Source organism: Bdellovibrio sp. (genome assembly GCF_036384735.1).
GTDB lineage: Bacteria > Bdellovibrionota > Bdellovibrionia > Bdellovibrionales > Bdellovibrionaceae > Bdellovibrio.
This window is the reverse complement of sequence record NZ_DASVLT010000022.1, coordinates 22,589-48,911: the sequence shown is the minus strand read 5'-3', so window position 1 is coordinate 48,911 and position 26,323 is coordinate 22,589. Positions and strand designations below refer to the sequence as shown.

Sequence of the window (26,323 nt, the reverse complement as noted above, 5' to 3'; positions counted from 1 at the left end):
ATCCAGGCGGGCTTTGATGTATTTCTTGAAAACATTAAAGTCCATAAAGTAGCCGCCAGAGTGAAGCTCTTCTTCCGTAGGAGCCACGATATCGACTTTCACTTGGTAGTTATGACCATGCAGGCGCTCCGCATGCTTTTCATCAAAAATGAGGAAATGGGCTGCCGAAAATTTGAAATTTTGCTTCGCCAAATGCAATGTGGTCATGGACATACTCACCCCTAGTGGTTATATCTGTAGCATGAAATTCGAACTGAAGCAGCATTTTCAAATTGAATCCGCCCGTTTCCTACCTCACTTGCCAGCAAGCCACCCTTGCTCAAGAATGCATGGTCACAGCTTTAAAATTATTCTGACTCTGGTGGGCGACCTGGATCCAAAAATTGGTTGGGTTATCGACTATAACGATATCCAGGCCCACATGAAGCCGCTGATTGAAAAGATTGATCACAGAGTTTTAAACGAGGTGGAAGGCCTTGAAAATCCCACTTCCGAACTTCTTGCAAAGTGGATCTTTGATCGCGCAAGCAAAAACCTTCCAATGCTCACACGAGTGTCTGTGGCAGAAACTCCCTCGACAGAGTGTTCCTATCCCGCATAACGACGGACGTCGACAAAGCTGGTGGTCCGTTAGAACTACCAGCTGAAATCACTATTGACCTGAAGAGCAGTAAGTTTCTTTTCCATGAACAAAATAAGAATACGAACCGTCGCCGTTGTAGCCCATTACTTTCCCTGAGATTGGGTTGTAAACTGTGCCTACAGCGTTGTCGCCTGGGTAGCTATAGACTTCAACGTGCTTCTCTCCTGAGACTTTAGAAGTGCGGTACTCAAGATAAAGCTCGTTATGACTTTCTTGACCTTGTGGTCCAAATAGATCTTGGATCTCTGCAAGGGACAGGGCCTTCGAAGTCATCTGGTTATAAATTAAATAATCATTCACAAGAGCCAACTCTTGCGCCGTGATTGATTTTGCCTGAACGACATCGATTCGAACAATATCGAAGTTTTTTTGAGCGAAGTTTTGGTCTGTAGTGATGAAACCCATTTTGCAGAATTCTGGTTCGTGAACAACTGCGAACGCAGAAGAAGCTGCCAAAACCAGAAACACGGAAGCGATAAGTGCTTTCATCGGGAATCTCCTTTAAGTTTGATGGAGATGCTTATAGGCAGATTCCCGAAAAATGAGCAGTGCATGTTTTTAAACTAATCATGCATAGATTGAATATTAATACGACGCTATTTGAGTAGCGGAGCATTCACGCGGACATTGGGGCCTAAGTTCATATGCCCTTCGAACTTCTGACGGAACATAGGCGGATAAATGACCACCACTGTAGACCCCATACGGAACATACCAAGTTCACTCCCCTTGTGGGTAGGAATCTCTGGGGAATAGATTTTGTGTTCAAAGATATGCGGCCCTTTTTGGTTGCCTTGCATCTTCTCGTCAAAGCTGAGGCAAATATGTCCAACGTTCGTGGCACCAACAAAGACAACGCCCACCGGGCCTAAATCTGTTTCAATCTCCACAAGCATGCGCTCGTTGATCGAGAATAGATTTGGAATATTTGTGGTACTCCACTCGTTCACGGGCCACAGTTGACCTGGCATATAACGAGACGACACGATTTCACCGTCCACTGGAGAGTGCACACGATGATAATCCGTAGGACAAAGATAATAAGTCAGGAAGAAACCGCCTGCCCATTTCTTATCGCAATCAGGGTCCTGAGTGAACTCGCTGAGTTTATAGGTGTGCCCTTTGGCTTGAATCAAGGTGCCATCGTCAATCGGTGCTGCTTGAGTGATCACACTGTCTGCGGGGTGCACAGCCCATGTCTCCCCAATGGGACGGATGCCCGGTTTGAGGCGACGAACAAAGAACTCCCCAATAGAGGGATATTCGGTGTAAGGCTTTTCTGACTCTTCCAAATTGATCTTATAGAAAGAGGCGAAGGTTTTTACTGAAAAGTGCGCCCACCACTGAGGCCCACGGTAATGCATAATTTTCCCGGCCAAGCGGCTCAGGCGACGTTTTGGAAGAATTCTTGTAATTGCAGACATATTATTTACTTACCTGAGGGTTCGGGCTTTGTCACGGGTTGTGAATTAGTATATAAAATCGGCGCGGAACTGCTTCAACCTACGCGACTGCCGTCGCTGCGGCTCTGCGCTCTACCGCGCATTGGCACCTAACAAGTGCCCAGGGAGAAATTATGGCAAAGATATTTAATAATATCGAGATTCCTATTGATCAGGATCTGGAAGAGAAACTTCAATGGCTTGTTCCAGAGCATGGCCCTTATCGCATTCTTCGTCAAAGTGTTGATGCAAGAAGAGCACACTCCCCTCATTTCGTTTATTCCATCGAGGTCGCTGAAAAAGGTGAAACTTTAAGCCTGCCTCAATTTGATTTAGAGAAAATTTCGAATCCAAAAGAAAAACCGCTGATTGTGGGAACGGGACCTGCGGGTCTTTTCGCAGCTCTTCGTTTTGTCGAGCGCGGAGTTCCCTGTGTTTTGTTCGAGCGCGGCTCAGACAGCGGCGAACGAATGAAAGGTATCAATCAATACTGGCGTTATGGCAAACTCGATACTCGCAATAATGTTTGCTTCGGTGAAGGTGGTGCGGGGCTTTACTCGGACGGAAAACTGATCACACGCATTAAATCTCCACACATTCCTTATGTGATGAATCGCTTAGTGAAGTTTGGTGCTCCTGAAGAAATTCAATGGCTCTCGAATCCTCATGTGGGATCAGATCGCATTCGACGTGTGATTCCGAAACTGCGTGAATTTTTAAAAGCCAACGGTTGCGAGATTCATTTCAATACCCAAGTCACTGAAATTTTAATGGAGGGCAAACAAACCGTGGGCCTTCGCACAGAACGTGGTGATGAATTTAAATCTCCGTATGTGATCTTGGCGACGGGCCATTCCGCTGAAGACATGATCAATCATTTGAATGACATAGGTGTTCATCTGGATGGAAAGTCTTTTGCCATGGGTTTACGTATTGAACATTCCCAAGCAGAGATTAATAAAATCCAATATCGTCAATTCTCAGAGCATCCAAAATTAGGCGCTGCGAACTATAAACTGGCAGATCATGACGATAAAACCGGTATCGGTGTTTATTCGTTCTGTATGTGTCCAGGAGGATACGTTCTATCTGCTGGGACGGAGGCAGATGGTATCGTTTGTAACGGGATGAGTAACTACAATCGCAACTCGCCTTATGCCAATGCTGCAATTGTTGTCAGTATTGATCACAACAAACTTTTCGGAAATGACGTTTTTGGTGGCATGAAACTTCGCAGAGAACTTGAAACGTCTGCTTACAAGGCAGTACAAGCTGCTGGTGGCACCAAAGAATTACCTGCGCAGAACCTGATGGACTTCATCGGTGGGACTTCTAAAAAAGGACCTCGCGCCTTGCGTCCTGGTTCATCGCCATCGGGGGCGTTGAATATCCGCTTGGATGAGCTTCTTCCGAAACATATGACAACGAGAATTCGTGATGGCTTGCAAAACTTCAATCGCAGTATGAAAGGCTTTGTGATCGAAGACGCACAACTTTACGGAATTGAGTCGCGCACAAGCTGCCCCGTTCGTGTGACCCGTGACAATGAATCTCTAGAAAGCATTTCTCATGCGGGACTTTATCCGGCAGGTGAAGGTGCTGGATATGCCGGTGGTATCACTTCCGCCGCTTGCGATGGGATTCGAATCGCAGAAAAAATCATCACGAAGCTTTCTTAAGGCTTCGTGACTCAGGCGTCAACCGCATCCCCGATTTACTCTTGTTCAAAAACCAACAGCTTGTAAGTACCCGCAACAGGTCTAGGACGATGCTCCCCTTTTTTAAGTGGCTCTAACTGTGCTGTTGGCAAATACAAGCGTTGGGTCTTTGTATTCAAAGCAATCGTTCTGGCACCTACTTCCGAAGGAACTGTCGAGATCACTTTCATAGAATTCTTTTCTACCTGGGCGACGGTCAATGTTCCTTCTCCGTTAGCACTGATTGCTAAGTTGCGATTGGCATCAAATACAACTCCGTCTGGTCCTGAACCGATGTGCACCGTCGATAAGATTTTTCCATCGCGACCACTGGTCATAACCATCACATTGTTTTCACACACACTGAAAAGTTCGCTTTTTGCTTTATTGATGGCCAAGCCCGATGGCGATTCGCAGCCCTTCAGCGGATATTGCGAAAGAACTTTGTTTGATTTCGCGTCGATTTTTACCAATAGGTTCCTATCCTCAATATTAACAAAAACCGCTTTCAGTTGCGGATCGTAAACCGAAAATTCTGGCTTTCCGGGAAGCTCGATAGGTGCAGACACAGTCAACGTCTTGGCATCTATCACTGACATCGAATTCGATTTTCCATTAAAGACAAACACCTTCGCAACATCCTTCACATATAAAATAGCATCAGGATTTTTTCCCACAGAAATTTTCGAAATGGGCGTCAACGTTTTTAATTCAAAAACGGTGACAGAATTGTCTTGTCCGTTGCTGGTAAAACCCTTTTTTAAATCATCTGCTATCGCAATTCCATGAACACCTTTCGTATCCGGAATCATGCCGATGATCTTGTGTGTGTTCAGGTCTACCACATCGACTTTTTCGGCATGACTCATAAAAAGTCTTTCGCCGTCCTCATCGATGGTAATGTAATCCCAGCCACCCTGACCTCCGATCTTAATATCGGGGGCGCGCTTGTAAGTGCTTTTATTGGCTGCGGAACTGTGAAGCCCCATCAGGACTATTGTTGCAAAAATAATCTTGTTCATTGCTGTTTCCTCGTAGAATTATTCAGGATTCAAAGGACTGATAGAACCATCGGGAAGAATTACTTGAACTGTTGGGTAACTATTTGCATTCATTTCTTTTGGATTTGCAAATACCAAGACAGAGCCAGGGTGGCTGCCCGCCTCTGGGGCCATACCATTATCGATTTTAATCAGGCGTCCTTCCGCCTTCGCAGCAGAGCGACCCTGAATCCCGAAGGCCCCCGGCTGATGCCCAAAAACTTCTCCGTAAAGGGCTAGACTGTCCAGGCGAGACAGGAGCACTTGCAACGTGTCCGGAGATTTCTCCCAGTCCTTTGCTTCTAAAATCGAGTCGTCTCCAATAAGTAAAGGGTCCGAATAGGCTCCTCTTGCGATAACGTCACTTGCTTTGATTGAGAAATCACTCCATGACATTTGCGGATAGAATCCTGAGTGCGAAAACAACCAACGCCCCACGATCAATGCAACAGGTTCATCGTGAATAAACGTTCCACGATCTGATGTGCGTCCTGTTAAATCTGTCAGCGGCAGGCCTTTACTTTTCATTTCATTCAAAAGAGCCTGTGCTTTTTTATCATCGGCAGGATCCGCCAAAAACTCTGCTTCGTGATTGCCCAAAGTATGAATCAAGTCTCCTTGCGCGAGACGGGCTTGCCCTTGAAGTTTAACCCAAAGACTTAAAACCTCGATACTTTGAGGACCCTTATCGATAGAGTCACCCGCAATAACCAGTAAAGAGTTTGCGGCAATCCAATCCCCATTGCCATCAACAATCTGCGCGGCCTTGAGCAACGCCAGAAGATTGTCATACATGCCATGAACGTCACTGATGACATAAACTTTTTTAAAGATGCCGGGGTCAGAAACCACATTGACACCTTGAGCACTCGTCACAAAACGATTGTGTGATCGGTTTTGTTTTTTTGCGATAAAGAACGCACTTGCGAATGTAGCCACTAAAAGCACACCAATAGTAGCCGCAAATGTCCGTTTTAGATTTGTAACCGTCATGGTTTCCCCCAGATATGTCTCAGACGCTATCAAGGTTTCATTACATGACCATTGCTACAATCTTACTATTTTATTGATCGACTTCATTGTATTTTTCGAAAATTCATTTCGCTTAATGAGCACGTAATCCCTCGGCAATCAATTGCTGTTAGAACTTGCAGACCGCTAAGGAGAACATCATGAATAAGCACCTTGTAACGATTGGTTTGGCAACTTTTCTTTCCTTCACTGCTCGCGCGGAAGTTCCCTCTCATCTGAAATGTCTTTGGTCGGCTTATCGTAACTTTAAGATTTCAGCAGACCATCAAAAGATTGTCTTCCCGTCGGGAAAAATTCTTCCCTATTCTGATGGGAACACTGATATCAGTAAAATTGATCCACTCAACCTAACCTCTATCGAGCAAATGTTTTTGATTCCTTACCCTGTAGGAAAAAAATATTCTATCCCGCGAAGACAAGAACGTCTTCGTTCCAGTCGTTATGGTCGATTCTTTAAAGCACTCTACGGAAGCTCCCCGGCCTCTGTTGAAAAAGATCTTGTCTTTGTAAAATGGGTTGATGGCAGTTATGTCGAGTTCAATAAAAATCATGGCGCCGCAAAAGCCCTGTCCTTGGTGGTAAAAGATTTAGTTCTGCTTTTGAAAGATCATCCCGAATATAGAAAATATCTGAAATCTCCACTCGGTGGAACCTATAACTGGCGTCATATCTCCCAAGAACAAAATTTGAGCATGCACTCTTTTGGAATCGCCATCGATATTAATTTGAATTACGCTGACTATTGGTTATGGGACGGTGGCCCCGGGGCCTATCGCAACCGGATCCCATTAGATATTGTAACCACTTTTGAAAAGCATGGATTTGTTTGGGGTGGAAAGTGGTACCACTTCGATACGATGCATTTCGAATACAGACCTGAACTTCTATATTCAGACGGTCAATGCCAGACCTTGTTTTCTGACTACAAAGATTGAATTGCCTAAATTGGCAACAACATTACATGGTATGTAATGTCCATGTAAGATTTCAGAAAAAGCTGTTTGATAGGCTGAGGGAGAAATTTCAGAAGGATGGCCTTTGTGAACCACACCCTCGTTTCCCTATTGCTTTTGGTATTTGCCGCTCCACAGATTTCATTGGGACAAACTTTAAAGCCCGGCCTTCGCGGTTTGATTGAAGCAGGTTTGGAAAAATCGCCTGATACCAAAGTTTCCCAATCCGAAGAGGATTTGCAAAAAGAAAATGCCACATTAGCCCGAGTGCAAAAATTTACGCCACAGTTGGATTTAGCCGCAAGTTATCAGAATTTCAAATTCTCTCAGCCTTACGTTGGCATCAACGGTCCTACTTCGAATAATGGCGATAACCCAAATATTTCTTTAACATTGACCTATGATTTGCAAAAGGTCTTTGGGCCCGAGTCTGCCCTGGCGGCCGAAGGTCTCTATTTCTCAAAAATTCAAAAGAAGCTTGTACAAAGAGACATCATTCGCAATATCAAGAAAACCTATTTTGCTATTTTAGAGATCGAAAAAGAGAAAACGGAACTCAACGCAATGATCTCACAGTTTGATAAAACAGACGGTATTTTAAAGCGACAAAAAGCTTTGGGCCTAAATAACTCTCTGGAAATGGAGCAATTCAATATTCAAAGAAATATTTTGTCTTCAGACCTGGAGGGAAGAGTTGCTGAAGAGGAAGGCCTCTATTTGACTCTCTCTAATCTGACAACGTTGGATGTAAAGACTCTTAAAAACCAAGTGACAACAGCCGATAGTGACTCTGGAAATTTAAATTCCATTCCTCAGATCTCTGACGTGGATTCTTATAGTGATAAGGCGATCCTAGATAGTTTAAGTCATGACTACAACTCTGCAAAATTAGAATATGACGGCTTTATCGGCTTTCCCCTTCCGCAAGTTTTCGTGCGCGAACAACGTCAATGGCCCACATTTCCTTCTTCAGATGGCCCTAACACAATGGATGAGGTTGGGATTTCCATCCCCTTAGGAGATTTCCTAGTTCGCGGCCAGACTAAATCACAATTGAAATCAAAAACACTTAAGGCACAAAGTCAGATGGAGAAAAGCATTGCAGATTATAAAACGATGTTGAAGACCGCTATTACAAATCGCACTCTTTTAAAAAGCCAGGAAAAGGGTCTTCTATCAACAGAAGATCAATCTAAAAAACTTATGGATAAAGCCTTCAAACTTTATTCGCAAAAACGCATTGATTCACTGGGCACTCTGGACATCTTTCAAAAATATCTGCAATCAAGTCGTGCCGTTCTTGCTAATCATCTTTTAATTCAGAATGCGGAAGCCGATCTCGAATATTTAAGCGGAAACCCTAGCCATGAATAATTTTTTAAAACAAATTCTCCAACGTCATACGGCCCTACTTGTTCTTGCGATCTTCGTTGGAATTCTTGGCATTAAAGTATTTCTGACCATGCCTCGCAGTCTGTTTCCCGAGGTCAACTATCCCCGTGTCGTGGTTGAAGTGAATATGGGCTATACGCCCTTGCAAAATATGGAATGGGGAATCACTTCCATTTTAGAAAAAGAGCTTAGATCTGTTCCCGGCGTTCGTTTAGTTAAATCCACAAGCAGTCGCGGTCTATCCACCATTGATATCTTTTTAAATGAGGATCAAGAAATCACAAGCGCTGTGCAAAGAGTGAATGCTAAAATCGCCGAGGCCCGAGCTTTAATCCCAGCGGCTGCACAAATTTCCGTCAGACCCATCACAGCAGCGGCCTTCCCTTCAGCGGAATACTGTTTTACTTCAAAAACAAAAAGCACCCGAGATCTTCGCAAATTTGTTGAGTACACCGTCAAGCCTCAAATCTTGGTGATTCCCGGAATCTATAATGTCAATGTCATCGGAGGTGATACTCCAGAGTACAGTGTGATGCTGGATCCCAAAAAGATGGCAGCACATAACATCACTGTCACGGAAATCAGCGACCGCCTTAAGAACTCAAATAACGTCGATTTCCTAGGGCCCGTTCAAGGGTCTGAATCTGAGGTCTTAGCTTTTGGCGGGAAGTTCGCAAAAAATACCGATGATCTTTCTTCGATCGTTGTGGATTCGAACTTAGGAAAACAAGTCACTCTTCGCGATCTTTCTAAAATTGAGCTACGTGACGCATGGAAAACTCAACAGCTCACACTGAGCGGACAAGAATGCGTAGCCCTTGATATATTTTATCAAACCAATATCAACCAACAGACGACGTCTCGAGCGATCAAAGCTTCGATCGCCAACATTATCGACGAAAACAAGGGCGACTACACTTTTCGCAGTTGGGATTTGAACGATTTTACGGACACGGCAACAAATGCTGTCCTGATCGACCTTCTTGTCGGAATGGTTATCATTGGACTTGTGACTTTTATTTTCCTCAAAAACTTACGTTACAGTGCCTTCGCCTTAATTGTGATGCCCTTAGCTGCAACATTCACCTTCCTTGCAATGAAAGGACTTCATCTCACGATCAACTTAATGACCTTGGGCGGCTTAACTGCCGCCATTGGTTTAGTGGTTGATAACACCGTCATCATTCTTGAGATGTATCATCATCGCAAATCTTTACATCCAGAGCTTTCCTCTTCAGATATCTTGCTTGCAGTTTTAAAGTCTGTGATTAAACCGATGATCTTTGGCACCCTGACGATTGCCTTTGTCTTCACCCCGATCGGATATCTGTCAGGGGTTTCAGGAATGTTCTTTGAACCCATGGCATCAGTTCATGGCTCTTCATTGATCATTTCGATCATTCTAGCTATTCTGGTTGTACCCGGTCTCATTTTGCTGTTCGGAAAAGCGCGCCATCAATTAAAGTATCAAGACACTCTTGCCGCAGACTCAAACCGCTATGAAGGTTATACTCGACTTTTAAAATGTCTGCTCGAAAAGCCAAAAATGTTTGCGCTCGTCTTACTTGTGGCACCTCTGTTAGGCCTGGTCACTTTGCCATGGGCTAAATCGGGATTCTTGCCAGAATGGGATGAAGGAGATCTTGTCATCGACTTCCGCGCCGAATCGCCTATGAATCTAAAGGCGACTATTCAAAAATTAAAACCTCTCGAGGATTATCTCCATACTGTTCCCGAGGTGGATTTCTTTATTCGCAAAATTGGTACGGCTCTCGGCGAAGCAAACAAGCCCCCTTATCTTGGCGAGTTTGTCGTAAAACTAAAAAAAGACAGAAAGAAAGACGTCTTCACTTTGCGTGATCAACTAAATAGCCAAATAGGAAATCTTGTTAAAGGTTTCGAATTTGATCTCTTCCAAATTCTTCCTGATCGTTTGAATGACTTGAGCGGAAATTCAAAACCTATCGTTCTGTACTTGCATGGTGACGATGAAGAGGCCTTACAAAAAGCGGCTGATGACTATAAAGAAGCTTTATCGGGAATAAAAGGCCTTGATTCCCTTCGCATTGAAGAGCCTGAAAAATCCATGGAGTTTATTTACTCTATCGACGAGCGAAAAAGCCGTCTTCTTGAGCTGAACCCTTCCGATATTAATAATGATGCCCGATTTGCTTTGTTTTCGATTGATTCCAGTACAATTCAGATGGGCCCCCAATCCATTCCGGTGCGCTTGCGCATTCAAGATGACTATCAAAGAAATAATTTGGCGGATTTGCCGATTTATACAAACAAAGGGGGGCTTGAAAAATTAGGCACTTTAGGCAAAGTCGAACAATCGCTGGCCCGAGTGGAAAGCACTCATCTTGATGGAAATCCGGTCCAAGTGTTAACTGCGGAAATTGCAGGTCGTGATTTGGGAAGTGTTGTGAATGACATTCAAACGGTTCTTAAAAAGCTTGCGAACAAAGACATCACTGCCGAACTTGCCGGTGAATATCAGAATCAACAGCGATCTTTTCATGAACTAATTTTGGCTTTCCTGACGGGTCTTGGAATTATTTTTGTGATGTCCTTGTTCTTCTCAAATAGTTTGCGTACATCCCTTGCGTTGACTATCTGTGCGCTCATCCCACCGACCGTAGGTCTTGTGGGACTTGTGGTGATGCAAATTCCTTTAGACGTTTCGTCATTCTCGGGGCTTATATCTGTGACAGGAATTGCTGTCGCAAATAGCTTTATGGCTCTCTCTGCCATTGAAGAATTGAATAAAACCCATGACTTTAGATATTCGCTGATTGAAGGAATGCGCCATAGAATCAGACCTATCTTAATGACAAACCTTGCCGCCATGGCGGGATTTATTCCTATTGCCATTGGACTTGCTAACGGAGACGAGATTTTAAGACCATTTTCTATTGCAATTATCGCGGGACTTTTCGGAGCAATCTACACCACCATTTTGGTGATGCCTTTATGCTATTCAGTTTTAAAAAAAGAAAAAAGGCCCGCGTAATGCGGGCCTTTTAAAAATCAAGGAATTGAAGCCGTAAACTTTATCCCTGTCACCTTTTGAATCTCAGCAACCGTAGTTTTATAAACTTCCCAGTCACTGGTATTATAAGAGCGAGCCGGCGTCTCAGTTAAGCAATGCCCCGCGGCTGGTTTACTGCCATCCTGGAACACATTCGGCATCATCACTGCAATCAACTCCGTCTGTGGATTTATATCTGCAGCGGTTTGATTTGCATCAAGGACTAAGATGATTTTAAAGTTTTTCGAAGGAACTGGTATGTCGTGATGAGGTCCGATAAATCCGAAATCCTCGTCATAAACAGGCCCTGCGATGACAAAAACCTTCTTATTATTTTTCTGTACAAGATCTCTGGTGTATTGCTCAAGATGCTCCCAAATCACCCGATTCAAATACGCCGTTTGTGGCAGCATATTACTCATCATGAATGTTTGAGCGTTATTTTTTGCACTACTAGAGCGATCTTTCGACGGAATCTGATGCCCACGATCAAAGCAACTATCTAAATACTCAGACGGATCCACAGGAGTATCCTTACTTCCTGAATCCACCAAATATTTTTGCAAATCGGGATCCACGGCAAAAATATCAGTTCGTGGTGTTGAACCAATATCTTTTGCTTCCAACTGCCACTCGACCCAGTTGGGCGAGCGCCGTGTTTTATTATAAGAAATCACATATTGATCACGAGAGATAATAACTTCGTCGTCACTGACCTCAGGAATGAAGCCCGCAACATTCAAGTTGCTTTTTAAAGCCACCGGACCAATCACCGCTTCAATTTTTGCTTCTGCCATCCCGGCCGAAGCAAAAATTAAAGCACTTAATAAAAACAGTTTCGCATTTTTCATAAGACTTCCTTCTTGAATTCTTAAAATGAAACTATTTAATTATCTTCGTGATCCGTGTCGCCGTAGACAACGCCGTTCAAATAAACATAACCATCGGGGCGTGTATGTCTAGGGTCATCATGAAGCCAGTGAATCAAACCCGTACTTCCCGTTTGAATATACTGACCACCTACACCAAACTTATCGCCAACTTTAACCGGAACACGCGTGCCCATATCTGAATTATAAATAACTTGAATTGTCGAACCATTTGACAACTGCGCGACCCACTTTTGATGCGGCAACCCCGTCGTATCATCTGGAAGAATCTGCGTTACAGTCAGATTTCCTGCTTCCACATAGAACACGTTATGACGGCTTTGTACCGCTGCCACCAATGCCGAATCATCAGTGATCTTTCCTGGATGATCCGTAGTTTGCGCAAAGCTGTAGCTTGTTCCCGATAATACTAGAAACACAATACTCATGAACTTGAAGTTCATACTTCCCCCTCTTCGTAGACGGGCATTCTGGTGCCCGGTAGAAACGCTTCGCCTATTCGAAGCATATACGCGGGGCCATACGATCATTTTTGCAAGTTGTCTGTCACGTCAGAACTCGGTCAGATCGGGACATTTAATTGTGGTGCAATCATTCAGTAATGGCGCATGGCAACGTAATTACAAACGTAGAACCCTCATTGAGGTGAGAATCCACGGCGATGGCACCATGGTGAGCTTCAATAATGGCCTTCACCAGACTAAGCCCTAATCCCAACCCTGGCTCATGGCGGCTTTTATCCGCGCGGTACAGACGCTCCCAGATACGTGGAAGGTCGGAATCACTGATTCCTACTCCCTGATCTTTGATTTTTATGATCGCATTCTTTCCCTCGTGCATAAGGGTGATGGAAACGTCTCGGCCCTCCGAAGAATACTTCAAAGCATTATCTAATAGATTGGCAATCGCCTGTTTGATTAAAACGCGATCTCCTTCAAACATTAAAGAATCAACGCCGGCAAAGTGAACAGAAATTGATTTACTCTCGGCTACAAAGAAATAAACTTCGATCACCTCTGCAATTACTTGCTGCAAATCAAAACGTTCTTTTTGTAAGCGGGCCGTATTTGCGCTGATTTCCGACACGGCCATGATAGTGCGAATTAGTTTCTGAATCTCTTCTGAATTTTCAATGGCTTCAACCAAGGCGTTCTTGATCTCTGCTTGGTTATTACTTTTTAGCGCCAACTCCCCGGAGGCCTTTAAACGTGTGATCGGAGTTTTTAAGTCGTGAGCCACGTTATCCAAAGTATCCTTCATCGCATTCACAAGGCCTTCAAGACGTTCGATCATTTCATTAAAGAGCGAACCCAACTCATAAAGCTCATCCTCTGCTTCATGCAGAGGGACCCGGGAAGACAGTTCGCCATTTTTAATTTTTGTCACAGTGTCCACTAAGTTGCGCACAGGTCTGAGTGACCGCTTCGCAATAAAGAAGGCTCCCCAGATTGCAAGCCCCAGGAATGGCAAAAGCATCAATGTAAGAATTTGAATAATGCGCTCAATGACTTCGTCACGACTGTCCGTTCTTGAACCGACATGAAGATAGTAGCCACTATCAAGCTTGGCACCACGAACTTCCATGGCATCTTCATCCCCATCTTTTGATGCCACATTAAACCAAGTCGGTTTTTGAGGTAGAGGCCTGTCTCGGAGGGCCTTTTCTAAATCTGCGACCACGAAATTCTCGATCTCTTCAGGCAAATGTAAAAAGACCGGCTTCCCCTGTGGATCTTTAAGATAGATTAAAAAGCGTGCTGACTGAGTTCTTAAAGTTGTATCAGTATTAATTTTTTTTAGGGCAGAAAGACCGTCCCGCTCGTACAATTGTTGATATTGTTGGAAGCGAGCCTCGATAATATCGTGATCTTTTTGCTCAAGAAAGTCTTCGGTTAAAAAAACCAAAACTCCAAAAATAAGGGACGTACTGATCAGGAAAAAAATCAAATAAGAAAAGGCAAGTCTGCTACTCAGACTTTTAAAGGCGATATTAATCCTTTTTAAGGACATAGCCCATGCCTCGGATCGTATGAATGGTCTTATCGTCAAAGTCTTTATCGATTTTATTGCGAAGTCGGCAAACTAAAACATCGACGACATTGGTCTGCGGATCGAAGTCGTAGCTCCAGACTTTTTCAAGAATTTGTGTTTTAGATAAGACCTGGCCGGGATTTCTTAGGAAGTACTCGAGCAATGAAAATTCTTTGGCGTGAAGTTCAATACGCTTATTGCTTCTTGTGACCTCTTTGGTTTTTAGATCCAAAACCAAATCTTCAAACTGAAGTTTTGAAACATCCAAACTTTTAGGTGATCTTCTTAGAAGTGCTTCTACACGGGCGAGAAGCTCTGTGAAAGCAAATGGCTTCACCATGTAATCATCACCACCACTTTGCAATCCTGAGACACGATCATCCACCGAGTGCTTTGCACTTAAGATCAAAACCGGAGCCATGATTTTTTGCGAGCGTATCTTTTGCAATAGATCTAGACCGGATAACTTTGGCAGCATCAAATCCAGAATAACAAGGTCAAAGGAAAGACCCACAGCTTTCGCTAACCCCTCTTCGCCATCAGAGGCGTGCTCGATCAGATAGCCAGCCTCTTTAAGGCCCTTCGCCAAAAATTCCGAAATCTTTTTATCGTCTTCGACAATAAGAATCTTCATGAAATGCTCCCGATCCGCTTTGCCAGGAATAGCATGAAACCCCTCACAAGTATCTAATTTTATGAATTTTTTGCGATTTTAGGGGCATTTAATTGTGGCGTAATCCTTATGTAATGCTAAACCCGTATAGTGCCTCACATCCCGCTGTGGGACGAGGTGTTTAATGGACGTTCTAGCTATCGCTTTATTGTCTCTCTTTTTAAGCTTCCCGACCTACGCACAAACCACTCAAACTCCGCCCATCGTAAATTTTCATACATTCGGTGAAGGACTCTATCGCGGAGCTCGCCCAGATGCCGCGGGCCTGACTTACCTTAAAAATCTTGGCGTAAAAACCGTTATCAATCTTCAAGGAGGAGACCTTAACAACGCCTCTCTTCGTTGGATTGTCTCACGCATGGAACCAGGTGAAGCGCCTGCAATGATTCAAGCAGAAAAAGAAAATGTTGAACACCTGGGAATGAACTTCATCAATGTCCCTTTGGACTCCCTAAGCGACGTCACGACGCTTGAAGCACAACAAATTAACTTTCTTGTGAAGTTCATCCAAGACCCGAAAAATCAGCCACTTTATATTCACTGCGAACATGGTGCTGATCGCACAGGTTTAGTCGTAGCTTTGTATCAAGTCTTTATCCAAGGTTGGACACCACAGGCCGCCTATGAGCAAATGGAAGAATTCGGCCACGATACGATCCATGCGATCTTCACTCACGAGCTGAATGAATTCTATTGGGATGAAACAAAAAATTACTAAGTTTAATTAGTCGACACCAGGTATAAGTTTTGAAATAGCTCTCCTCATGACCTATTCAAAACGATTTAAAGCCGCGACTTGGTTTCTGGCTGTCGCGCTTTTACTCAATGGGATGACATTTTCTGTTTCTGCAGAGGCCGCCCTTCAGTGCTCGCAAGTATTTTCTCAAAATGAAACAACCCCTCTGGAGATGTACAATCTTGTTCGCAAGTTCAATAACGCCTATTTGGACTTTTATCAGGATGTTGCCGGTCGCTCACGTCTTGTCAGCAAAAGAGATCTTCAACAACGTCTGCAAAACCTGGAACTCGTCACTGACGAGTATTTCGACAAAGCTGGCATAACTTACGTAAAAATAGAAAAAAAAGTCCCCTCCAATCCAGACTCAGCTCATTGGGACGGGGCAACCTATTCGCTCTACACTGTCACCGTAGATCAAGCTCGCGATACGAATGCGAAACTCTTAAAAGGTTTTGAACTTAAAACCCGTAAGCAAGTTCGCCTGATCTTCGATCCATTACTGAATTTATCTCAAGGACAAACCGGAGGTTTTTTCAATCCCCTCAACAATTCGATCACTTTCAGTTATTCGGCAATTTCTTTTCGCTATTTAGGCTTGTCCGATATCCTTCGCCATGAAATGCAGCACGCGTTTGAATATCAAAAGGTCTTAGGTGGCGAACATTCTCTGTCTCGCTTTACGTTGAAATCGGAGGCCACGAATAAAGAGCCTTATTCTGACTTTGCCAGCATGGATGAGCTAGAATCTTATCTGCGGGAAATCCGTCTGATGCAAAATCCAACGAAGACCCTTAACGAAACTCTGGAAACCGCTGGCACGAGCAAACCCGCTTTAGAATCCTATCGTCAAAAAGAATTGCTATGGAAAGTTCAGTTCCTAAAGTCCTTCGCGGTAAAATCTCAGATTGTTTTAAAGAACCTTCGCGAATCTATAGAAAAAGAAGAAATTGAAAAGGCCAACTTTGACCTCGATGGAACTTTCAAGATTACATACAAAGTAAAGCAAGCTGCTTATTCGAAAGCATCGCTCGCTCTGTCAGGCCTGGATGCTGATGGCAATATTCGTACGCAAATAAAAACGAAGGCTCTCGAGGAAATCTCTTGGGCAGAACAACGAATTCAAATGCTTCTAAACGACCCTGCTTTAAATTAGGTTAGCGAGCTAGCATCTTTGCAAATAGCAAAACGATCATGGCTCCGAAAACAGAGGCGATAAATCCTGCTGTCTCGCCTGGCTGATACCAACCGAGCCACTGACCGATATAAGTTCCTACAAAAGCGCCGATGATTCCAAGAAGAGTGGTGATGATAATGCCGCCGCCATTTTTACCAGGCATAAAAAATTTCGCAACCACACCCACGATAAAACCGATAAGAAGAGTCCACAACAAATGCACTACAGCCTCCCTGAAAGATTATCCTAAACAAAAGGACCCCGACGGTCCCTTTGTCTTTTATCACCATTTAACATCAAGCATCGCAAAAAGGTACGGCGTACCTTTTATAGATTTCGGCGGTACTGGCCGCCTACTTCGTAGAGGGCTTGGGTCATTTGATACAGGCTGCAGTGTCTTGCTGCGCTCATCAGAGCTGCGAAGATGTTGCCGCCGTTTAAAACTGTATCTTTCAACTTTTTCAGTTCGCGTTCGCCATCTGTGTGATGGTTTTCCTGGAACTTATGAACATTATCAAGTTGCTGGTTTTTCTCTTCGTAAGAGGCGCGAGCCAACTCAATTTTCGGAGGCACATAGTCCGCCGCCATTGTTTTCGGATCGATGAATGTATTCACACCAATGATTGGCAAAGTGCCGTCATGCTTGAGGCGTTCATAATACAAAGATTCTTCCTGGATTTTAGATCTTTGATATTGAGTTTCCATCGCGCCAAGAACACCGCCGCGCTCGTTGATTTTTTTAAATTCATTCAAAACGGCTTCTTCAACCAAGTCTGTCAGCTCATCCATGAAGTAAGATCCCTGCATTGGGTTTTCATTCATGGTCATACCGAATTCGCGGTTAATAATCAGCTGAATCGCCATAGCACGACGAACAGATTCTTCTGTCGGAGTCGTGATCGCTTCGTCATACGCGTTCGTGTGCAAGCTGTTGCAGTTATCATAAAGTGCAATCAATGCCTGCAAAGTGGTGCGGATGTCATTGAAATCAATTTCTTGAGCATGCAATGAGCGACCTGATGTTTGAATGTGGTATTTCAGCTTTTGCGAGCGATCGTTTGCTTTATAAAGATCGCGCATCGCCACAGCCCAGATACGACGAGCCACACGTCCTAGGACTGAGTACTCAGGGTCTAGACCGTTACTGAAGAAGAAGCTCAAGTTCGGAGCAAAATCGTCCACTTTCAAGCCACGTGATAGATAGTATTCTACGAACGTGAAACCATTCGACAACGTAAATGCTAATTGAGAAATCGGATTCGCACCCGCTTCCGCAATGTGGTAGCCAGAAATTGAAACGGAATAGAAGTTACGGATTTTTTGCTTCACAAAGAATTCCGCAATATCACCCATCATTTTCAATGCAAAATTAATAGAGAAGATGCAAGTATTCTGTCCTTGGTCTTCCTTCAAGATATCCGCTTGAACTGTTCCGCGCACTTGCTGAAGAGTCCAGATCGCAACATCTGTCCATTCTTCTTCAGTCAATTTTCGACCTAGCTCTGCTTCTTTCTTGCCAACTTGCTGATCGATAGCTGTATTGAAATAGAAGGCCAGGATCATCGGAGCCGGCCCGTTGATTGTCATACTGACAGATGTATTTGGATTTACCAAATCAAAGCCCGCATAAAGCTTTTTCATGTCATCCAAGGTACAGATGCTAACGCCCGACTCGCCCACTTTACCGAAGATATCTGGACGCTGATCAGGGTCTTGACCATACAAAGTTACAGAGTCAAAAGCTGTCGACAAGCGATGTGCTGTTTCGCCTTTTGTAAGATAATGGAAGCGACGATTTGTACGCTCCGGTGTTCCCTCGCCCGCAAACATACGCTTAGGATCTTCATCGGCGCGCTTCAACGGGAATACACCCGCCGTAAACGGGAATTCACCTGGAACGTTTTCAAGCTTCAAGTATCTGAAGCGATCGCCCCAGTCTTTCATCTTTGGAACGACCACGCGGCGGATCTTGGTTCCGCTTAGAGATTCACGAGTCAATGGCTGACGAAGTTCTTTATCACGAACTTGGAACACAAGCTCGTCACCAGAATATCTTTTTACAAGATCATCGTAGTTCTTAAGTGATTCAAGTTCTTCAGCTGTGAATTCAGATTCCAATTGAGCTTGAATTTTCTTCACCTGTTCCGGAGATGTTCCAAGCATCGGCGCTACTTTATGTAGGCCACCCAATTTTGAAGCCTCTTCAGCCAAAACTTCGGTGCGTTTTTTGTATTTATGAATCGTGGAAACGATTTCTGCCAAATAGTTTTGACGATCCGCTGGGATAATTCCGTGCTCTTCCGCCGACAAGATGTTTGCCTTGTGAGCCGCATCCACAATCCAGTGGCCTTTCTGCTTTTCTTCTAAAATGTCGGCAAGCTTAAAGAACAATCTGTTCACGCCGCCATCGTTGAATTGAGACGCTTGAGTCAAATAAACAGGCACTTCAACTTTCTCGTCAAAGATCTTACGAGAGCGTTTGTACTGTTTCGTGACGTCACGAAGAGCGTCCAAAGCACCGCGACGGTCTGCTTTATTCACAGCAATCAAATCCGCGAAATCGATCATGTCGATTTTCTCAAGCTGTGATTGAGCACCGAAGTCCGATGTCATCACATACATAGACAAATCACTGACTTCCGTGATCGCCATATTGCCCTGACCGATCCCCGATGTTTCAGCGATGATCAAATCAAAATCCAGTTGTTTTACGAATTTCAAGATTTCAGGCAGGGAGGACGCGATTTCGCGACCTGAACCACGAGACGCCACCGAACGCATGTAGACACGATTGCGTGACAACGAGTTCATACGAATACGATCGCCTAGAAGCGATCCGCCGGTTTTGCGCTTTGATGGATCTACGCAGACGACGGCGATTTTTTTCGTTGGATACGCGTTCAAATAACGTTGAACCATCTCGTCAATCAAAGAGGACTTACCGGCCCCACCCGTTCCAGTAATACCCAAAACCAGAGGTTGATTTTTCGCTTTGAAAGACTCCAGACCGAAGGCGTTCAAAGAGACATCTTTGTGACCATTTTCAATGGCTGTCAACGCGACACCCAACTCCACGGAAGGAACTGTGTCACCTTTGAAGATGTTTGCTTTTGTCTTAAATTCTTTTTGTTTTTCAAGAACGTCGAAATCGCAACCGCGCACAACCATTTCAATCATGCCTTCCAAACCCAAACGACGGCCGTCGTCGGGATGGAAAATTTGTGCAATACCATAGGCTTCAAGTTCACGCTTTTCATCATGAACGATGACACCACCGCCACCGCCGTAGATTTTTACATAGCCAGCGCCCGCTTCTTTCAAAAGGTCATGCATGTACTTGAAGTACTCCATATGACCGCCTTGATATGAGCTGATGCAAATACCTTGAGCGCCTTCTTGCAAAGCCGCTTTCACAACATCACTTACAGAGCGATTGTGACCAAGGTGAATAACTTCCGCGCCCATATCTTGAAGAATTCGGCGCATGATATTAATTGCAGCGTCGTGGCCATCAAAAAGAGCTGCTGCAGTTACAATTCTAACGGGATGCTTTGGTGTATATGCCATAAAAATACCGAGGCCTATTCGCCTTTAAAGTTCGCTTTGCGTTTTTCAATAAAGGCACCAGTGCCTTCTTTGACATCTTCAGAGTTGAATAGTTCCGCAAAGATTTTTGCTTCGTTCTTTTGCGCTTCTTCAACATCCATATCCCATGCCTGGTTGATAGATACTTTTGAAGAGGTCACAGCTAATGGAGCTTTGGACAAAATCGCTTCAACTGTCTTCATAACAGCAGCCATCAACTCTGCCGCAGGGACGACTTTATTCACAAGTCCCGCATCCAGAGCTTCTGCCGCAGTGATCATACCACCCGTGTACGTCAATTCGCGAGCCTTGCGCTGCCCCACCGCACGTGACATGCGAACCGTTCCACCGAAGCCAGGAATTAGACCTAGACTTACTTCAGGCAAACCGAATTTTGCGTTTTCAGAAGCATAAATAAAGTCACAACCTAAAGCCAACTCACATCCGCCACCCAACGCGAAACCGTTTACGGCGGCAATTACTGGAATTTTAAGCAATGAAAGTTCATGGAAAATACTTTGGCCACGTTGTGCGAACGTAAATGCCTTTTCTTCATCTAGATCGTGAATTTCTTTGATATCAGCGCCAGCAACAAAAGCCTTTTCACCGGCGCCTGTGATAACTAGTGCCCGAGCATCTGCATAGGCCATTTCGCCAATCTGACGAAGGGCATCCGCCATCTCGTTCAACACAGTCGAATTCAACGCATTCAAAGCCTCAGGACGGTTGATGGTTAAAACCCACACACCACCGGCTTTTTGTTCAAGAAGAAGAGTTTTAAAAGAAAGATTCATTTCAATATCCTTTGTTTCAGCTCAAACACCTTCCAGCGTTTCAGCTTTATCAGTCGCTGCCGATCTAAAATCTATAAGACACACCAAGATTGTTCGTCCACATTTCCCAGAACGTTGTAGAGCCGTTGTATTTCTCTGTCGTATTCATCCAACGAGTTAAATAGAAAAGCTTCCAATGATCATTCAACACGTAATGAACTTGGCCGCTCCAATAAAATGTCCCAAACGTGCGAGAGTTATCAGATGGATCATCTCCGTTCACGCTGACGTTGGCAAAACCAACACCGATACCAATATTCCATGCATCCGATGGATGGAACAAAATATTTGGACCAATCCCCACGATGCCGATTTTGATGTCTTTACCTTCTGGCAACGAGAAATCAGAACCCGCTTCCGTCTTAGTTCCTGCGATAAAAATCTCCCAGAAACCGCGATCCCCTGGAGTGTAATAATGCAGAGACAAATCGAAATCTCCAGATGTTCTTTTATCTGAAAGATAACCCGAGTGGCGAGTACTTCCCACGCCCAAAGCCACTTCCAGAAAATGCCAGCGAGATGGATTCGCTTCAGGCGCAGTTTCCTGCGCGTGGGCTGAAAGACCAAGAAGCATCAAAAAAGCAAAAAAGAGATTCTTCATATCAGTCCTCTAAAATTATTTTTGAGAATAGTCGTAGAAACCACGACCTGATTTACGACCCAACCAGCCTGCTTCAACGTATTTCACAAGCAATGGACATGGACGGTATTTAGAATCACCCAAACCATCATGAAGCACGTTCATGATCGCAAGGCATGTATCAAGACCGATGAAGTCCGCCAACGTCAATGGTCCCATAGGTTGGTTTGTTCCCAATTTCATCGCGCTGTCGATAGACTCTACTGAAGCGATACCTTCATGAAGAGTGTACACAGCTTCGTTGATCATTGGCATCAAGATGCGGTTTACAATAAAGCCTGGCATGTCTTTCACAGACTCTACGAAAACTTTGTCCATTTTTTCTGCCAACGCTTTTACCGCTTTGAAAGTTTCATCTGAAGTTTGCAAACCGCGGATACCTTCCACAAGTTTCATCAAAGGAACTGGATTCATGAAGTGCATGCCAGCTACTTTATCTGGACGTTTCGTCACAGCGGCGATTTTAGTGATCGAGATTGAAGACGTGTTAGATACCAACAAAGCACCTGGTTTCACGTTCGCATCTAGATCTTTGAAGATTTTCAATTTCAGATCGATGTTCTCGGTGGCAGCTTCGATCACGATATCGCAATCTTTCAACGCGGCTGCCTCTTGAGCCGTTTTAATACGACCGAGAAGAGCGGCCTTATCAGCCTCTGTCATTCCATTTTTTTTAATAATGCGATCGCAACTTCCAGAGATTGTCGCCATGCCTTTTTCAAGAGCAGTGCCGTTTACGTCCATCATGATAACGTTGAAACCGAAATTAGCCGCTACTTGAGCGATGCCGTTACCCATTTGACCTGCGCCAACGATGCCGATTAGTTTGATATCCACTTTACCCTCCGTGTCATGCGTGTTTTAAATTATTAGCTCTAGAGTCGTATCTAACTTTAGGCCTGAGGTCAAAAGTTCTGGTCTTGAGAGCACCTTGGCGAAGCCCTCAAAATAGAGAAATGCGTTCTTTGTTTTTGGGTGTTTCGACTCTTTTACTTCTGAGCCCCCTGGGCCACGCGGCTTTGGGCACCGATGCCAGCTCTGCGCTGTCGTTTTTTCGTTCCAAGCAGTCCCTTTTCCCTTCTGGCCAGGCGAGTCGAACTGAGCTTGAAAGCAAGATGGTACACACAGAAATCGAATTCTCGTACCAAGTGAATTGGGATCGCAAAACCTACAATCTGGAAAGCGATCAAATCCTTCGCGACATTCAAACGGCCCGTTTTGTCGACACCAAAACTGCCTGCGAAATCTTAGCCGACAACCGCCGTGATGCTAAATCCGTAAAGTCTTTATCGCCAAAGTCCACTTTGGAAATTCTTGAAACGGATTCTTACTGGGCTCGTGTCAAAGAAAAAAACGGCAAAGCTCAGGGGTGGGTTCCTCTTCACCTTCTGCAGGCTCGTCACGAAGATACGGGCGTGTTCGTAAATGTCATCGATACTTATCTGCGCAAGCGCCCCGAAATTCCGTCTGGCATTGTGACCACCCTCCCTCGCCTACGACGTGTGATTCCTCTTGCTATTGAAAAAGGATTTTTAAAAATCCAATTCGAAAATCAAATTGGATACGCGGATATCAATAACTTTGTATCTCGTGCTGACTTTGCGAACCTTGCATACTCGGTGAAAAGCAATTGGATCACGGTCAACTATCGTAACGGAGACATGCTTGTCACCACGACAGGACAACAAATTCCACTGAAAGATATTTTAGGCTTTGCCCCCAACCAACATCGCGGCATCGTCATCAGAACTTCTCGTGCCACGGGACCACAGATCCACTCACGAGTCGAAATCATCAAGCCGGAAGCCAATGTCTGGGCTATCAGCCGCCTTGATGGTCACGGCGAGGTGTGGTGGAAAAAAAGCAATCTTTTAGTCGAAGAAGAACCAAAATCCGCGACGACCATCACCACTGATGAACTCATGAAACGCGAAATCTATTCCCTGGCATTCGAGAATAAAAACTCATTGCGCGGTCTGGTTTCTTCCGAAGGGGTTTATCGCACGGAAGATGGTTTGACCTGGACGCTGATTCCGCAATTTGGAAAGAAAAATTATCCAGTGAACATTCATCCGAATGGGACCTGGTTCGTGGGCTCTTACAAGTCTAATAACGAAGGTAAAAGCTTCGATCCCTTCATTCGCTGGGATCAAATCGCAAGCGCTATCGAAGGCGCTTATCACCGCAATTCACGCCTGTTACGTTTGACACAAATCGAAGCTTTGCCAAACTCGCAAGTTCAGATTTATGTCGACACTGGAATTTCAAAAGTGAAACTCAGAAGCTCGCTCGAAGGCGGCTCTTGGAGCGTTATCAAAAACTAATCGGCAAACCGCGAATTAACGCCAGAGTTTTCCCTGCAACATCAGATAAAACATTTTGAAGTCGCCGATCAAACTCCATAAAGGGTGTTTGAAGGTCGCTGGACGATTTTTTTCAATGATAAAATGGCCCACCCAGGCAAAACCATACCCCACGATTGGCAAGGCCCATGCGAGAAACCATTGCTGAGTCATAAGTAAATAGACCACGATAAGATGAACCAATAAGGTTCCGCAGAAATGCAAGCGACGATTTATCGGATTAGAATGCTCTGAAAGATAAAATGGCCAAAATTCTGCGAATGTTTTCATGGTCAAATTCCTTTCCTACGTCAGCGATCAGACCGGCTCTTGGAAATAAGGCGCCATCATATTGCGGACCCTCTCTTGAAGCTGTGGTCTACTCTCTATAGCATATCCTTCTGTCTGCACAGCAGGCAATACTTCCAGTGTAATTGTGCGACTCCAGACGCCCCAGTTTGGAATCCAGTAGCCTTTCGGCATAATTGCCGCAGCCCCTTTAACAATCACCGGAACAATGGGGGCCTTGGCGTTGATAGCAAAAATAAATGGTCCCGATTTAAACGAACCTAAACGCTCTGTCTTTTGACGAGTTCCCTCGGGGGCAAGGGCGAATCGCTCCCCCGCTTTGATGCGCGCCTCCGCTGCCTGGTAGACCTTAAAGACCTCTTCGCGGCGATCGCGAGCAATGGGCAAAATCCCTGCCCGTCTCATGCCGGCACCGAAAACAGGAATTTTGAAAAGCTCAATCTTCGCACCAAAACGGAAGCTTCCCAACCAGCCGTTCATAGCGAAGATATCGAAGAAGCTTGTGTGATTAAACACATACAAAAAACCACCCGCAGGACGATTTTCCAAGCCCTTCACTTGGACCTTCACACCGAACATACGACAGCAGTTACGAGTCCAAAATTCAACAATGTGGTCTTCCCACTTGCGATTGTTAAAAATTAAATTCACTAAAATCATCGCCGTTGCGCAAAGGCATGTATGGATCGGCAAAAGAATCACACCAATCAAAGAACGTGGATAAGATAATAACTTTAAAAACATGGTTGAACTCTATTCAGGAAAAAGACGCTTGCGGGCCGCAGCTCTCTGTCTTTCTTTATAGGCCTGGTGTTGGGACGGGCCCGAAAGAATTCTTTGATGAGCGGCCTGATCCATAATCTGCACTTCGTAAGGATAGAAAAAGCTAAACGCCTCTTTGCCACCCTGAGGTTTAATATGGATCAATTTGCGGGAAATAAATTTAATAAAACGATAATCCTCACCCGAGAAAAAATTCTCTTTGCGAAGGTACTGAACTTTATCACCAAGCTCGATGAGCTTTTGGTCAAAAGCCTCTTGAATGGTTTTTTCATCCAAAATATCCAAACGATGAGCCAAATCATCACAGACCTGTATAAAAACGTCGACAGGATAAAGATTGTTCGAACTTTGATCCGGCATAATGTGCGGAAAGCTGATCACGTTTTCGCGAATCAAAAACCTAACGACTTGAAACGTATCAAATAAATTGCGAGTCACAAAACGCACGCCCAATTTATCAAAAATCTTCATCGCTAGCGCGTCTGGCTTCGCCAGAAGTTTGATCACAGTACTAGAAGAAGTCTTGAAAGGCTTCACCTCAAAACCCAAAAGCTCGACAGGTTCAAGACCACTGGTTTCGTGCTTAAGAAATGTTCTATGAGTGTTGCCGTCGTGAAGAATGCAATCTTGAAATGGAGTTAGAATCTGCGACTGAATCTCTTCCGAGAATGAACTAAACAAATCGTTCTCGGCATGCACGAAAACGTGCATACAACGAAGAATCGCACAGGCCCAGCGTTGCATTTCCAATTGATCTGGGTCCGAAGAACTTGCGTAAATTAAAAGTTTGCGAACGTCCCCGAGCTGTCGCAAATCACGGAAGACTTCCGGGATTTCCTCTTCTTTAAAGCCCAACTTTTCCACCATCAAAACCAATGCGCGGCGATGATAGTAGCCTAGTTTTTCAACTTCTGATTGAGACTGTGTATCGAAGCCATAGGAAAGAAGAAAAGAACTGGCAGCCTCAAGGGAATGAATAGAGAGTTTTGGAATATCAATGGCCGAACGGCCACCAACAACTGAACTCAGAATAGAAGAATCGAAAATGAAACGTTGAGGCATGCCCCTATCTTCAAACTCGACAGGGGCTGAAG

25 protein-coding genes and 1 riboswitch are annotated in these 26,323 nt (G+C 44.5%); of the genes, 8 read left to right on the top strand and 17 right to left on the bottom strand.

Annotated features, from left to right (window positions below; translation table 11 throughout):
* A partial coding sequence (locus VF412_RS06915; protein WP_331338491.1) for a 6-pyruvoyl trahydropterin synthase family protein occupies window positions 1-213 on the bottom strand: 213 nt, incomplete at its 3' end.
* 28 nt (window positions 214-241) lie between these two features.
* On the opposite strand from VF412_RS06915, the gene queD reads away from it, so the two are divergent.
* Complete coding sequence (gene queD / locus VF412_RS06910) at window positions 242-601, top strand: 6-carboxytetrahydropterin synthase QueD (RefSeq protein ID WP_331338490.1); 360 nt, start codon at window positions 242-244, stop codon at window positions 599-601.
* A gap of 51 nt (window positions 602-652) precedes the next feature.
* On the opposite strand, the gene VF412_RS06905 is transcribed toward queD, so the two are convergent.
* Together VF412_RS06905 and asd are read right to left on the bottom strand one after the other, a co-directional pair.
* Entirely contained in the window at window positions 653-1,132 is a 480-nt protein-coding gene (locus VF412_RS06905; protein WP_331338489.1) for a hypothetical protein, read from the bottom strand.
* Window positions 1,133-1,239: 107 nt separating this feature from the next.
* A complete protein-coding gene (gene asd, locus VF412_RS06900) occupies window positions 1,240-2,067 on the bottom strand; it encodes an archaetidylserine decarboxylase (RefSeq protein ID WP_331338488.1) in 828 nt (275 codons plus the stop codon).
* A 152-nt stretch (window positions 2,068-2,219) separates the two neighbouring features.
* On the opposite strand from asd, the gene VF412_RS06895 reads away from it, so the two are divergent.
* On the top strand, window positions 2,220-3,764 hold the full coding sequence (locus VF412_RS06895; protein ID WP_331338487.1) for an NAD(P)/FAD-dependent oxidoreductase: 1,545 nt from the start codon (window positions 2,220-2,222) through the stop codon (window positions 3,762-3,764).
* Window positions 3,765-3,799: 35 nt separating this feature from the next.
* On the opposite strand, the gene VF412_RS06890 is transcribed toward VF412_RS06895, so the two are convergent.
* Together VF412_RS06890 and VF412_RS06885 are read right to left on the bottom strand one after the other, a co-directional pair.
* Complete coding sequence (locus VF412_RS06890) at window positions 3,800-4,804, bottom strand: hypothetical protein (RefSeq protein WP_331338486.1); 1,005 nt, start codon at window positions 4,802-4,804, stop codon at window positions 3,800-3,802.
* Window positions 4,805-4,822: 18 nt separating this feature from the next.
* Window positions 4,823-5,815, bottom strand: a complete 993-nt coding sequence (locus tag VF412_RS06885; protein ID WP_331338485.1) for a metallophosphoesterase — start codon at window positions 5,813-5,815, stop codon at window positions 4,823-4,825.
* Window positions 5,816-5,994: 179 nt separating this feature from the next.
* Between VF412_RS06885 and VF412_RS06880 the strand changes: the two genes are divergently transcribed.
* The 3 genes from VF412_RS06880 (at window position 5,995) to VF412_RS06870 (ending at window position 11,212) form a co-directional block, all read left to right on the top strand.
* Complete coding sequence (locus VF412_RS06880; protein WP_331338484.1) at window positions 5,995-6,789, top strand: M15 family metallopeptidase; 795 nt, start codon at window positions 5,995-5,997, stop codon at window positions 6,787-6,789.
* A 105-nt stretch (window positions 6,790-6,894) separates the two neighbouring features.
* Complete coding sequence (locus VF412_RS06875; protein WP_331338483.1) at window positions 6,895-8,181, top strand: TolC family protein; 1,287 nt, start codon at window positions 6,895-6,897, stop codon at window positions 8,179-8,181.
* Window positions 8,174-11,212 carry an efflux RND transporter permease subunit gene (locus VF412_RS06870; RefSeq protein WP_331338482.1) on the top strand — a complete coding sequence of 1,013 codons (3,039 nt, stop codon included), beginning with the start codon at window positions 8,174-8,176 and terminating at the stop codon, window positions 11,210-11,212. Before VF412_RS06875 ends, VF412_RS06870 begins: the two co-directional genes overlap by 8 nt.
* A gap of 17 nt (window positions 11,213-11,229) precedes the next feature.
* Here the strand turns inward: VF412_RS06870 and VF412_RS06865 are convergent, their stop codons facing one another.
* The 4 genes from VF412_RS06865 to VF412_RS06850 all read right to left on the bottom strand — a co-directional run bounded on the left by VF412_RS06865 (window position 11,230) and on the right by VF412_RS06850 (window position 14,785).
* Window positions 11,230-12,081 carry a DNA/RNA non-specific endonuclease gene (locus tag VF412_RS06865; RefSeq protein ID WP_331338481.1) on the bottom strand — a complete coding sequence of 284 codons (852 nt, stop codon included), beginning with the start codon at window positions 12,079-12,081 and terminating at the stop codon, window positions 11,230-11,232.
* Window positions 12,082-12,116: 35 nt separating this feature from the next.
* Window positions 12,117-12,563 (bottom strand): DUF3465 domain-containing protein, encoded by a 447-nt coding sequence (locus VF412_RS06860; protein WP_331338480.1) that lies wholly within the window; start codon window positions 12,561-12,563, stop codon window positions 12,117-12,119.
* Window positions 12,559-12,654, bottom strand: a riboswitch (purine riboswitch). It overlaps the preceding gene by 5 nt.
* 57 nt (window positions 12,655-12,711) lie before the next feature.
* A complete protein-coding gene (locus tag VF412_RS06855; RefSeq protein WP_331338479.1) occupies window positions 12,712-14,025 on the bottom strand; it encodes a HAMP domain-containing sensor histidine kinase in 1,314 nt (437 codons plus the stop codon).
* An 85-nt stretch (window positions 14,026-14,110) separates the two neighbouring features.
* Window positions 14,111-14,785 carry a response regulator transcription factor gene (locus VF412_RS06850; protein ID WP_331338478.1) on the bottom strand — a complete coding sequence of 225 codons (675 nt, stop codon included), beginning with the start codon at window positions 14,783-14,785 and terminating at the stop codon, window positions 14,111-14,113.
* Between the two features lie 163 nt (window positions 14,786-14,948).
* Between VF412_RS06850 and VF412_RS06845 the strand changes: the two genes are divergently transcribed.
* The gene (locus tag VF412_RS06845; protein ID WP_331338477.1) at window positions 14,949-15,542 is read left to right on the top strand and encodes a fused DSP-PTPase phosphatase/NAD kinase-like protein; all 594 of its coding nucleotides are present in this window, start codon (window positions 14,949-14,951) and stop codon (window positions 15,540-15,542) included.
* A 46-nt stretch (window positions 15,543-15,588) separates the two neighbouring features.
* On the top strand, window positions 15,589-16,716 hold the full coding sequence (locus tag VF412_RS06840; RefSeq protein ID WP_331338476.1) for a hypothetical protein: 1,128 nt from the start codon (window positions 15,589-15,591) through the stop codon (window positions 16,714-16,716).
* A 1-nt stretch (window position 16,717) separates the two neighbouring features.
* On the opposite strand, the gene VF412_RS06835 is transcribed toward VF412_RS06840, so the two are convergent.
* The 5 genes from VF412_RS06835 to VF412_RS06815 all read right to left on the bottom strand — a co-directional run bounded on the left by VF412_RS06835 (window position 16,718) and on the right by VF412_RS06815 (window position 22,632).
* Complete coding sequence (locus VF412_RS06835; protein ID WP_331338475.1) at window positions 16,718-16,960, bottom strand: GlsB/YeaQ/YmgE family stress response membrane protein; 243 nt, start codon at window positions 16,958-16,960, stop codon at window positions 16,718-16,720.
* A gap of 104 nt (window positions 16,961-17,064) precedes the next feature.
* A complete protein-coding gene (icmF, locus tag VF412_RS06830) occupies window positions 17,065-20,304 on the bottom strand; it encodes a fused isobutyryl-CoA mutase/GTPase IcmF (RefSeq protein WP_331338474.1) in 3,240 nt (1,079 codons plus the stop codon).
* Window positions 20,305-20,318: 14 nt separating this feature from the next.
* Window positions 20,319-21,116 (bottom strand): enoyl-CoA hydratase/isomerase family protein, encoded by a 798-nt coding sequence (locus VF412_RS06825; protein WP_331338473.1) that lies wholly within the window; start codon window positions 21,114-21,116, stop codon window positions 20,319-20,321.
* 64 nt (window positions 21,117-21,180) lie between these two features.
* The gene (locus tag VF412_RS06820) at window positions 21,181-21,756 is read right to left on the bottom strand and encodes an outer membrane beta-barrel protein (RefSeq protein WP_331338472.1); all 576 of its coding nucleotides are present in this window, start codon (window positions 21,754-21,756) and stop codon (window positions 21,181-21,183) included.
* A gap of 15 nt (window positions 21,757-21,771) precedes the next feature.
* Window positions 21,772-22,632: a 3-hydroxybutyryl-CoA dehydrogenase gene (locus VF412_RS06815; RefSeq protein ID WP_331338471.1), complete on the bottom strand. Its 861-nt coding sequence runs from the start codon at window positions 22,630-22,632 to the stop codon at window positions 21,772-21,774.
* Between the two features lie 119 nt (window positions 22,633-22,751).
* Between VF412_RS06815 and VF412_RS06810 the strand changes: the two genes are divergently transcribed.
* The gene (locus VF412_RS06810) at window positions 22,752-24,119 is read left to right on the top strand and encodes a hypothetical protein (RefSeq protein WP_331338470.1); all 1,368 of its coding nucleotides are present in this window, start codon (window positions 22,752-22,754) and stop codon (window positions 24,117-24,119) included.
* Between the two features lie 15 nt (window positions 24,120-24,134).
* Here the strand turns inward: VF412_RS06810 and VF412_RS06805 are convergent, their stop codons facing one another.
* Genes VF412_RS06805 through VF412_RS06795 form a run of 3 tightly spaced genes read right to left on the bottom strand, consistent with a single transcriptional unit; the run spans window position 24,135 to window position 26,291 of the window.
* Entirely contained in the window at window positions 24,135-24,428 is a 294-nt protein-coding gene (locus VF412_RS06805; protein WP_331338469.1) for a DUF962 domain-containing protein, read from the bottom strand.
* Window positions 24,429-24,455: 27 nt separating this feature from the next.
* Window positions 24,456-25,190, bottom strand: coding sequence for a lysophospholipid acyltransferase family protein (locus VF412_RS06800; protein WP_331338468.1), 735 nt, complete (start codon window positions 25,188-25,190; stop codon window positions 24,456-24,458).
* A 9-nt stretch (window positions 25,191-25,199) separates the two neighbouring features.
* A complete protein-coding gene (locus VF412_RS06795) occupies window positions 25,200-26,291 on the bottom strand; it encodes a TIGR04552 family protein (protein ID WP_331338467.1) in 1,092 nt (363 codons plus the stop codon).
* Window positions 26,292-26,323: the final 32 nt, after the last annotated feature.